This is a genomic window from Kitasatospora nipponensis, from assembly GCF_039528135.1.
Classification (GTDB): domain Bacteria; phylum Actinomycetota; class Actinomycetes; order Streptomycetales; family Streptomycetaceae; genus Kitasatospora; species Kitasatospora nipponensis.
Genome location: NZ_BAAALF010000113.1, coordinates 16,595 through 27,115, shown reverse-complemented (window position 1 = coordinate 27,115; position 10,521 = coordinate 16,595). Strand labels below are relative to the sequence as shown.

General features: G+C 72.3%; 8 protein-coding genes and 1 pseudogene. 8 read left to right on the top strand and 1 reads right to left on the bottom strand.

Annotation, left to right across the window (positions count from 1 at the left end; genetic code table 11):
- The 7 genes and pseudogenes from ABD323_RS26290 to ABD323_RS26260 form a co-directional block, all read left to right on the top strand.
- Nucleotides 1-242: pseudogene (locus tag ABD323_RS26290) on the top strand (glycogen debranching N-terminal domain-containing protein); the annotation flags it as partial.
- 121 nt (nt 243-363) lie between these two features.
- Nucleotides 364-1,107, top strand: coding sequence for an NUDIX hydrolase (locus ABD323_RS26285; RefSeq protein ID WP_344444441.1), 744 nt, complete (start codon nt 364-366; stop codon nt 1,105-1,107).
- Nucleotides 1,108-1,306: 199 nt separating this feature from the next.
- Nucleotides 1,307-2,425, top strand: coding sequence for an ATP-binding cassette domain-containing protein (locus tag ABD323_RS26280; protein ID WP_344444440.1), 1,119 nt, complete (start codon nt 1,307-1,309; stop codon nt 2,423-2,425).
- A gap of 4 nt (nt 2,426-2,429) precedes the next feature.
- Nucleotides 2,430-3,173: a hypothetical protein gene (locus tag ABD323_RS26275; protein WP_344444439.1), complete on the top strand. Its 744-nt coding sequence runs from the start codon at nt 2,430-2,432 to the stop codon at nt 3,171-3,173.
- 112 nt (nt 3,174-3,285) lie between these two features.
- Nucleotides 3,286-4,218, top strand: coding sequence for a FadR/GntR family transcriptional regulator (locus ABD323_RS26270; protein ID WP_344444438.1), 933 nt, complete (start codon nt 3,286-3,288; stop codon nt 4,216-4,218).
- Between the two features lie 386 nt (nt 4,219-4,604).
- On the top strand, nt 4,605-6,230 hold the full coding sequence (locus ABD323_RS26265) for an RNA polymerase sigma factor (RefSeq protein ID WP_344444437.1): 1,626 nt from the start codon (nt 4,605-4,607) through the stop codon (nt 6,228-6,230).
- A 209-nt stretch (nt 6,231-6,439) separates the two neighbouring features.
- Nucleotides 6,440-7,354, top strand: coding sequence for a S1 family peptidase (locus ABD323_RS26260; protein WP_344444436.1), 915 nt, complete (start codon nt 6,440-6,442; stop codon nt 7,352-7,354).
- A gap of 153 nt (nt 7,355-7,507) precedes the next feature.
- On the opposite strand, the gene ABD323_RS26255 is transcribed toward ABD323_RS26260, so the two are convergent.
- Nucleotides 7,508-7,738 carry a DUF7455 domain-containing protein gene (locus ABD323_RS26255; RefSeq protein WP_344444435.1) on the bottom strand — a complete coding sequence of 77 codons (231 nt, stop codon included), beginning with the start codon at nt 7,736-7,738 and terminating at the stop codon, nt 7,508-7,510.
- A gap of 505 nt (nt 7,739-8,243) precedes the next feature.
- Between ABD323_RS26255 and ABD323_RS26250 the strand changes: the two genes are divergently transcribed.
- Nucleotides 8,244-10,355 (top strand): DNA gyrase/topoisomerase IV subunit B, encoded by a 2,112-nt coding sequence (locus ABD323_RS26250; RefSeq protein WP_344444434.1) that lies wholly within the window; start codon nt 8,244-8,246, stop codon nt 10,353-10,355.
- Nucleotides 10,356-10,521 lie beyond the last annotated feature (166 nt).

Below are 10,521 nucleotides of genomic sequence, written 5' to 3'. Positions count from 1 at the left end.
CCTGCCGCGCGGCGGCCGGCTCGGCCGCCGCCGCCGCGCACGCGGTCTTCGCGCTGGCCGGTGTGCGCCCCGACGTGCCCGCGCGGCGCGTGGTCGTCCGCCCGGCCAGCACCGCGCCGCTCGGCGAGCTCGAGCTGGCCGGCCTGCGGGTGGCGGGCGAACCCTTCTCGGTGCGCGTCAGCCGGATCGGGGTGGCCGTGGTGGAGGAGGCGTCCCCGGAGCTGCAACTGGGGGCCCGCTGACGACCCCGCCCGCGTCGAACGCCAGGGCCGACCGGGCCCGCCGCCCACTCCCGGCCCTCCCGTCCCGGTTGTCCTCGCCGACCTCGTGTTTATCGTCAGAAGGACGACTATGATCGGCGTCATGTCGCGCTATGACCCGTCGGCCTTTCCCCCGTTCGCTGTCACGGTCGACCTGGTGGTGCTGACGGTCAGGGAGCACGAGCTCTGCGCACTGCTGGTGCGCCGGGGCGAGCCGCCCTTCCAGGGCTACTGGGCACTGCCCGGTGGCTTCGTGCGCCCCGGCGAGGGCCTGGGGGAGGCGGCCTCCCGGGAGCTGGCCGAGGAGACCGGTCTGCGGGCGCACTCCAGCGCGGGCCAGGCGGCAGCCGGCGCGCACCTCGAACAGCTGGCCACCTACGGCCACCCGCAGCGCGATCCGCGGATGCGCGTGGTCAGCGTGGCCCATCTGGCGCTCGCTCCGGACCTGCCGACCCCCAAGCCCGGCGGTGACGCCCGCGGCGCGCGCTGGGCGCCGGTCGGCGAACTCCTCGGCCCGGGCGGGGCGGACCAGGAACCGCTCGCCTTCGACCACGCCCTGATCCTGGCCGACGGCGTCGAGCGGGCCCGCTCGAAGATCGAGTACTCCGCGCTGGCCACCGCCTTCTGCCCCGAGGAGTTCACCGTCGGCGAGCTGCGCCGGGTCTACGAAGCGGTCTGGGGCGTGGTGCTGGACCCGCGCAACTTCCACCGCAAGGTCACCGGGACCCCCGGCTTCCTGGTCCCCTCCGGCGGCACCACGACCCGTCAAGGCGGCCGCCCGGCCCAGCTGTTCACCTCCGGCGGGGCCACCGTGCTGAACCCGCCGATGCTGCGCCCCGAGGCCTGAGGGCACCCCCGGCGCCCCGGCGCCGGAAGCGGTCAGGACCGCCTGGGGCCAGGTTGTCCCCTGATCGAGTGAGCCCGGGGGCGGCGAGGCCCGTGCCGCCCGCACAATGCCCGTAATCGCCCACCACGCGTCCTAGGGTGCTGAGACCGGAGCGGCCGTGCCGCCACACCAGGGCAGCCCAGCGTGGGAGCAGCAAGTGATGATCCAGGCCATCGGACTCACCAAGGTCTACCAGCGCGGCCGTCGCCCGGCACTGCTCGACCTCGGCTTCGAAGCGGGCCCGGGCACGGTCACCGTCCTGCTGGGCCCGGAGGGGGCCGGCAAGACCACGGCGCTGCGCCGGATGCTGGAACTGGAGCGCGGCGAGGGCGTGACCCTCTTCGACGGGCGCAGCTACCGGCGGCTGCGGCGCCCCGAGCGGGAGGTCGGCGTGGTGCTGCCGACCGCCTACCCGAGCTCGGGGAGCCCGGGGCGCACGGCCCGCGGCCACCTGCGGATGCTGGCCGCGGCGGTCGGCGTCCCACCGCGCCGCGCGGACGAACTGCTGGAGCAGACCAGGCTGGCGACCGTGGCCGGCCACCGCCTGAGGTCCTTCTCCCCGGGGATGAGCCGTCGGCTGGCCCTCGCGGTGGCGCTGCTCGCGGACCCGGGCGCCCTGCTGCTCGACGCTCCCACCGAGCGCCTCTCGCCGCGCAACGCCGAGTGGCTGCAGGCCTTCGTCCGCGCCTTCCCGGCCGGGGGAGGGACGGTGGTGGTCACCACCCGCAGTCCCCAGGAAGCGGCCCTGCTGGCCGACCGCGTCGTGACCCTGGACGACGGGTGCGTGGTCGCCGACCAGTCGGTCGACGACTTCCGGCGCACCCGACTGCACCCGGAGGTCGCGGTCCGCGGTCCGCAGATGGCTCGGCTGGCGGACCTGCTGGTGACCCAGGGGGCCGAGGTGCGTCGCGACGGTGGCGCGGGCCTGGCGGTGAGCGGGCTGGGCCGCACCGAGATCGGTGAACTCGCCTACCGCAGCGGCATCCTGCTGCACGAGCTCGCCGACCGGGTGGTCGAGCAGCCGGCCCCGCGGGTGCCGCGGATCGCCCCGGCCCGCACCGCGGCCCTCCCCGCGGTGCGGGTGCGACGGACCGCGGCGCCCGCGCCCGCCACCTCCGGCCGGGAGCCGGTGCCCGCGCCCGCCGACCCCGCGCCGACGCTCGCCCCGGACCTGCCGGAGCCGGGCCGGCAGACCCAGGTGCTGCCCGCCGTGCAGCCGGGCTGCGACACCGTCCTCCTCCCCGCGCCCCTGACCGGGCCCGACCACTGGAACGGGTGACCCCGTGCGTGCACTGGCCTATGAGCGCCGACGACTGCTGGGACTCCGCTCGACCTGGCTGATCCTGGCGGGCGCGCTCTGCGCGTCCGCCGCCGTGGCCGCGCTCGGCGCCCGCCAGGCCGCGCCGGGCGTGCTGTCGCCGGACGAGGCGGTCCGCCTGGTCACCGCGGCCGTTCCCCGGCTGCCGGTCCAGCTCACCGCGCTGGCCGCCGGTGTCCTCGGTGCGCTGGCGACCGCCGACGAGGTCCGCCGCCCGGGTCTGACGGCCTCTCAGGTCCGTTGGGTCGCAAGACTGCGGCTACTGGTGGGCAAGTTGGTGTTGATCGGCGCCGCGGCGGCCGTGCTCGCCGTCCTCACGCTGCTCCTCGACACGGTGGCGGCCTGGTCGGCCCTGCCGCCCGGCACCTCGACGCCGCGGAGCCTCGCGCCGGACCTGATCCGCGCGGACCGGCACCTGCTGCTGACGCTGGCCGCCTTCCTCGTCGTGACGGTGGCGACCGGCTGGACGGGCGTGCTGGCCACTGCCCTGACCCGCAGTGCGATCGCCGGGCTGCTGCTGGTCGCCGCCCTGCCGACCCTGGTCAGCGCGCTGATCGTGCCCTCGGTGCTGGAACTGCTGCGCCGGGCCGGCTCGCTCGCCTCGCCGTTCGCCGTCTCCCAGGTGACCGCCGTGGCCGAGCCGTTGGCCCCGGCCCTGCTGCTCTTCGCGGCCTGCCTGCTGGTGCAGGCGCGCCGTCGTTCGTTCTGAATCCGGGCCTTTCGCGCCGGGCTTTCCCACTCTCCCACCCGCCCCTGACCGGAATGGCCCGTTCTTCCTGATAAGAAGTCAATTATCCGGTCATGGGCGATCACCCTTTCGTGTGCTTTTCACGAGAATCCTCAAGCCGGGGCCGCGCATCGCCGACAAAGGAGGTGTGAGTACCCTTGCGCACCCCGCCATGACCGTCGCCCGCACCGCCGAGGCCGGCGTGCCCGGCACCGCCGAGCTCGACCGTTTCTCCTACGCCGATCGGCCCACTCCACCCATCCCCCGCTGGGACGGGGTGGAGAGTGATCTCGCCCGGGTCGGCCGCAAGACCACCAGCAGCCGGGGCCGCGGCCTGCACGGCCAGCTGGTCCAGCAGCTCGGCCAGATGATCGTCTCCGGGGACCTGGGCGCCGACCGCCCCCTGGTCCCCGAGGAGATCGGCCAGCGCTTCGAGGTGTCGCGCACGGTGGTGCGCGAGTCGCTGCGCGTCCTGGAGGCCAAGGGCCTGGTCAGCGCCCGCCCCAACGTCGGCACACGGGTCCGTCCGGTGGGCGACTGGAACCTGCTCGACCCCGACATCATCGAGTGGCGCGCCTTCGGCCCGCAGCGCGACGAGCAGCGCCGCGAGCTCTTCGAGATGCGCTGGGCGATCGAACCGCTCGCCGCTCGCCTCGCCGCCGGCCACGGCCGCGAGGACGTCCAGCAGCGGCTGGTCGAGATGACCGAGATCATGAACCACGCCGCGACCCAGGGTGACCTGATCACCTTCTCGCGGGCGGACGCCGAGCTGCACTGCCTGGTCCTGCAGCTGGCCGGCAACCGGATGCTGGAGCACCTGTCCGGCATCGTGGCCGTGGCGCTGCAGGTCAGTGGCGGTCCCGCCACCGCCTGTGAGCGCCCCTCGGACAGCTCGGTTAGCGTGCACGCCCGCTTGGTCGACGCACTGGGCAGCGGGGACGGCACGGCCGCGGAGGCGGCGATGCGCGCCCTGCTCACCGTGCACCCCGACGTCGAACACTCGGTGCCGGCGCCGCGTGAGCACTGAGCGGGGACTGTGACGGACTCGCTGGGAGCGGGCAGGGCCCTCCGGACACCCGCGCAGCACGCGCCGGCGGTCCACCCCGGAGGGCCTGCCGCTCCGTGAGCCGGCCCCGCCGGGGTGGCGTGTGACCTGTGCCACGAGCGGCATGCGTAACACTTGGGGAGCGGCAGCGATGTGTACGGAGCGGAAGCAGCTCCGGAATACCCGCGCCATGTCAGAATGCTGTGTTGGTCTGCGGCGCTGCTGCCGTCCCACAAACCCAGCGTCCTGCTACCCCAGTCCTCAAGTCCGAGCCGGTCGGAACCGACGTCGTGCCCTACGGCACGTGCTCCTTCCTCGCCCTCTCGGGCGGTCCGGTACGGGTTCGAGTCCACTCTTCGTCCGAGAGGTTGTTCGTGTCGGCCAGCACATCCCGTTCGCTCCCCCCCGAGATCGCAGAGTCCGCAGCCCTGCTTGCGCTCATCGAGCGGGGCAAGGCCCAGGGGCAGATCGCCGGTGACGACGTGCGTCAGGCATTCGAGGCGGACCAGATCCCGGTCACCAAGTGGAAGAACGTCATGCGCAGCCTCAACCAGGTTCTGATTGAGGAAGGGGTGGACCTGATGGTCAGCGCGGCCGAGCCGTCCGCCGCCAAGCGCAAGAGCGTCGCAGCCAAGAGCGCCACCAAGCGCACCGCCACCAAGGCCGTCACCACGCGTACCCCGGTTGCCCAGACCAGGCCGCCCGTGCGGATCGCGCCCGCCGCGTCCGTGTCGCCCGCGGCCGTCACTGCCGTGACCTCGGTCACCGTCGAGGCGTCGCTCGGCGACCCGACGGGCCTTGAGTCGAAGCCCGCGACGGCGAAGAAGGTGGCCGTGGCCGCACCCGCCAAGAAGGCCGTGGCCAAGAAGGCCGCGGCTCCCGCGAAGAAGACCGCCGCCAAGAAGACCGCCGCCAAGTCCGACAAGGACGAGCTGCTCGGCGAGGAGGAGCTCCTCGAGGAGACGGCGACCCCCGGTGCCAAGACCGAGACCGAGGCGGGCGAGCCCGAGGAGGAGTCGGAGGGCTTCGTCCTCTCCGACGACGACGAGGACGACGCGCCGGCCCAGCAGGTCGCCGTCGCCGGCGCCACGGCCGACCCGGTCAAGGACTACCTGAAGCAGATCGGCAAGGTCCCGCTGCTCAACGCGGAGCAGGAGGTCGAGCTCGCCAAGCGGATCGAGGCCGGCCTCTTCGCCGAGGACAAGCTGAGCCAGGCCGACAAGCTGGCCCCCAAGCTCAAGCGCGAGCTGGAGATCATCGCCGAGGACGGCCGCCGGGCCAAGAACCACCTGCTGGAGGCCAACCTCCGCCTGGTGGTCTCGCTGGCGAAGCGTTACACCGGTCGCGGCATGCTCTTCCTGGACCTGATCCAGGAGGGCAACCTCGGTCTGATCCGTGCGGTCGAGAAGTTCGACTACACCAAGGGCTACAAGTTCTCGACCTACGCGACCTGGTGGATCCGCCAGGCGATCACCCGCGCCATGGCCGACCAGGCCCGCACCATCCGCATCCCGGTGCACATGGTCGAGGTCATCAACAAGCTGGCCCGCGTCCAGCGCCAGATGCTCCAGGACCTGGGCCGCGAGCCCACCCCGGAGGAGCTGGCCAAGGAACTCGACATGACCCCCGAGAAGGTCATCGAGGTCCAGAAGTACGGCCGCGAGCCCATCTCGCTGCACACCCCGCTCGGCGAGGACGGCGACAGCGAGTTCGGTGACCTGATCGAGGACTCCGAGGCGGTCGTGCCGGCCGACGCGGTCTCCTTCACCCTGCTGCAGGAGCAGCTGCACTCGGTGCTCGACACCCTGAGCGAGCGCGAGGCCGGCGTGGTCTCGATGCGCTTCGGCCTCACCGACGGTCAGCCGAAGACGCTGGACGAGATCGGCAAGGTGTACGGGGTCACCCGTGAGCGCATCCGCCAGATCGAGTCGAAGACCATGTCCAAGCTGCGTCACCCCTCGCGTTCCCAGGTGCTGCGCGACTACCTGGACTGACCCACCCCGGTCCGGGCCGAGGCGCCCGAACCACCTGGTACCACCCGGAAGGCCCGGAGCAGCTCCTTGCTCCGGGCCTTCCGGCGTCATCCGGGGGTGGTTGGCGTCCCTCGTCCGAGTGTTTGAACGCGAGGCGGCGAGCACTCAGGGTGAGATTGTGACTACGCTTTGGCGGTTGCCTGCTGTCGAGCCGCCGGGAGTCCCCTGTGATGTCCATCTCGTCCGCCCCGCCGGGCGACCGCGTCCGCACGGCTCGTGGCGGGTTCCGCCGTTCCCGGGCGCGCGGCGGCAGCCGGCGGGTGGCCGCGCTGGCACTGCTCGCGGTGCTGCCCGGTGCGCTGCTCACGGTGGGGGCCGCGCCCGCGCAGGCCGAGCGCCGGATCGTGGGCGGTTGGACGGACACCGCCGACCAGCGTCCGTGGATGGTGGCGGTGGCCAGTCGGCAGCAGTTCGGCGATGCGCGCTCCGGTCAGTTCTGCGGCGGCACCCTGGTCACGCCGACGAAGGTGGTCACGGCCGCGCACTGCTTCTACGACGAGAGTGCCGGGCGGGAGACGCACCGTCCCGGGCTGACGGCGATCATCGGTCGCACCGACCTCACCAGGCGCGACGGGGTCGAGGTCCCGGTCACCAGTGTCTGGATCCACCCGCAGTACTCGTTCGAGCAGAACATGCAGGACGTGGCGGTGCTCACGCTGCAGTACCCGCAGGACGCGCGGGCGGTGCTGCCGATGGTCGGGCAGGGGGAGACCGCGCCGTACGCGGTCGGGACCCGGGCGCAGGTCTACGGCTGGGGTGACACCACGGGGCGTGCGACCTACGCCACGACGCTGCACGGTGTGGATGTGCCGATCGTCGCCGACGCGGTGTGCGCGCGCGACTACCCGGGCGGCTCGGAGGGGACCTTCGATGCCCGCGGCATGGTCTGCGCGGGGGAGTCGCGCGGCGGCAAGGACGCCTGCCAGGGCGACAGTGGTGGGCCGCTGGTGGTGGCCGACCGGCTGGTGGGCCTGGTCTCGTGGGGGGCAGGCTGCGCGGACGCCCGGCATCCGGGCGTCTACACCAGGCTGGCGGCGGTGGCGGACGTGGTCAACGGCCAGCTCCGAGCGGCCGTCGACGCGTAGCCGTCACCGGGACGGTGGGGTCGAGTACGGTGACCGCCCGGTCATGCCTGCCCGGTGCCACGTGTGACGCTGGGCGGCAGGCCTGATGAAGCCTGCCGCCCAGTGGCCGGCCCGCAGGGGCCGACCTCAGCACGTTTGAAGAGCGTAGAACGCTCAGCGCTCGTCGCCGGTGGCCGAGGCCGTCGTGGTGGCGAGACGACCACTCTCGTCCTGTATTTCCACGGCGATCTTCTTGAGCTCCGGCTCGAACTTCCGCCCGTGGTGGGCACAGAAGAGCAGCTCTCCGCCACTCGCCAGTACGACGCGCAGGTATGCCTGGGCGCCGCAGCGGTCGCAGCGGTCAGCCGCGGTGAGCGGGCTCGCAGGTGTCAGAACAGTAGTCACGTCGCCTCTTCTCTAGCTCGACGAGCTGTCGTACCAGGGTCAACATCCAACCAGGCCGAAAACGTTCCCGCTCGTGGCTTTTCTTCTCTGAGGATTCTGCTGTTGATGAGGACGTGCCCCGGGCGCCGGTGGTTCATGCCTGCCGGGATCCGCGACCTGTCCATCACTCGAACGCACCTTCGAACTGTTGTCCGAGGGTGGGCGTAGCATAATCCCCTACTGGGTTGGAGCATAAGCCCCGTCCCGAGCACCGGTAGCCTGCATCTCGGCAGTTCCAGCGCTCGCGGTCGGTTCGACGGTCCGCCAGGATCCGCCGGGAACGGGGGAGATGGCGCTCCCGCCGACCGGGCCCGGCCCGGCCCGTGTTCGCGCAGCGCGTACAAGCTGCGGAGCCGGGGCGGACTGTGCAGCGGCCGCGATACGCCAGGGTGAGACGCGGCCTGGGGAACGGCCCGGGGAAACCCCGTCGGATCGAGTCAGAAGTCTCTTTGGAGGAGTGCACCGCGTGAGTGCCGAAACGACCGTGCCGCCCGCCCTGCGCGCCGCGGATGACGGATCCAACTACACCGCTCGGCACCTGCTCGTCCTCGAGGGGTTGGAGGCGGTCCGCAAGCGGCCCGGCATGTACATCGGTTCCACCGACAGCCGGGGCCTGATGCACTGCCTGTGGGAGATCATCGACAACGCGGTGGACGAGGCCCTCGGCGGCTTCGGCGACCGGATCGAGGTCCTGCTCCACGAGGACGGGTCGGTCGAGGTCCGCGACAACGGCCGCGGCATCCCGGTGGACGTCGAGCCGAAGACCGGGCTCTCCGGCGTCGAGGTCGTGCTGACCAAGCTGCACGCCGGCGGAAAGTTCGGCGGCGGGTCCTACGCCGCCTCCGGCGGCCTGCACGGCGTGGGCGCCTCGGTGGTCAACGCGCTCTCGGCCCGCCTGGACGTCGAGGTGGACCGGGGCGGCCACACCCACGCGATCAGCTTCCGCCGCGGCACCCCCGGTGTCTTCACCGAACTCAGCCCGGACGCCCCGTTCGACCCGGCGAGCGGCCTCACCCGGACCCGCAAGGTCCCCAAGACCCGCACCGGGACCCGGGTGCGCTACTGGGCCGACCGGCAGATCTTCCTCAAGGAGGCCAAGCTCTCCCTGGAGATCCTGCACAACCGGGCCCGCCAGACGGCCTTCCTCGTCCCGGGACTGACCATCATGGTCCGTGACGAGCGGCTGACGGAGAGCGCGAAGGTCGAGGAGACCACCTTCCGCTTCGACGGCGGCATCGGCGAGTTCTGCGAGTTCCTCGCCCCCGACAAGCCGGTCTGCGACGTGCTGCGGCTGCGCGGCGACGGCACCTTCAAGGAGACCGTCCCGGTCCTGGACGAGCTCGGGCACATGACCCCCACCGAGGTCACCCGCGAGCTGGAGGTGGACATCGCCCTGCGCTGGGGCGCCGGCTACGACACCACGCTGCGCTCCTTCGTCAACATCATCGCCACCCCCAAGGGCGGCACCCACGTCACCGGCTTCGAGCGCTCGCTCGCCAAGACCGTCAACGAGGCGCTGCGGGCGGCGAAGGTGCTGCGGGTCGCCGAGGACGACATCACCAAGGACGACGCCACCGAGGGCCTGACCGCGGTGGTCACCGTCCGACTGGCCGAGCCCCAGTTCGAGGGCCAGACCAAGGAGGTGCTCGGCACCTCCGCCGCCAACCGGATCGTGGCCGCCGTGGTGGCCCGCGAGCTCAAGGCCTTCCTGACCTCGAGCAAGAAGGACGAGAAGGTCCAGGCGCGGGCGGTCCTGGAGAAGGTCGTGGCGGCGGCCCGCCCCCGGGTGGCGGCCCGCCAGCACAAGGAGGCGCAGCGCCGCAAGACCGCACTGGAGACCTCCTCGCTGCCCGCGAAGCTGGCCGACTGCCGCAGCGACGACGTCGAGCGCAGCGAGCTCTTCATCGTCGAGGGCGACTCCGCGCTCGGCACCGCCAAGCTGGCCCGCAACTCCGAGTTCCAGGCCCTGCTGCCGATCCGCGGCAAGATCCTGAACGTCCAGAAGGCCTCGGTCTCGGACATGCTGAAGAACGCCGAGTGCGCGGCGATCATCCAGGTGATAGGAGCGGGCTCCGGCCGCACCTTCGACATCGACCAGGCCCGCTACGGCCGGGTGATCTTCATGGCCGACGCCGACGTCGACGGCTCGCACATCCGCATCCTGCTGCTGACGCTCTTCCAGCGCTACATGCGCCCGATGGTCGAGCAGGGCCGGGTCTTCGCGGCGGTGCCGCCGCTGCACCGGATCGAGCTCACCAACCCCAAGCGCGGCATGGAGAAGTACCACTACACGTACTCCGACGCCGAGCTGCGGCGCACCATGCTGGAGTTCCAGGCCAAGGGCCTGCGCTGGAAGGAGCCGGTGCAGCGCTACAAGGGTCTGGGCGAGATGGACGCCGACCAGCTGGCCGAGACCACCATGGACCCGCGCCACCGCACCCTGCGCCGGATCAACCTGGGCGACCTGCCGGCCGCGGAGCAGGTCTTCGACCTGCTGATGGGCAACGACGTGGCGCCCCGCAAGGAGTTCATCGTCGACTCGGCGGCCACCATGGACCGTTCGCGGATCGACGCCTGAGTCCCGGCGGGCGACCCGGACCGGTCAGCCCGGCCGGAAGGCTGCCGGGTCGCCCCGGGGGGGGGGGGGGGGCCCCCCCCCCGGGGGGGGGCCTCTCCACCCACGGGTGGAGAGCCCCCTCAGCCGTAGTTCAACCCTGGAGCCGATCACCGGGCGCCCCGGGGTC

Bases quoted from the DNA above. Each gene is read 5' to 3' on its own strand.
- ABD323_RS26285 (WP_344444441.1), top strand. From the start codon at position 364: ATGTCGCGCTATGACCCGTCGGCCTTTCCCCCGTTCGCTGTCACGGTC.
- ABD323_RS26280 (WP_344444440.1), top strand. From the start codon at position 1,307: ATGATCCAGGCCATCGGACTCACCAAGGTCTACCAGCGCGGCCGTCGC.
- ABD323_RS26260 (WP_344444436.1), top strand. From the start codon at position 6,440: ATGTCCATCTCGTCCGCCCCGCCGGGCGACCGCGTCCGCACGGCTCGT.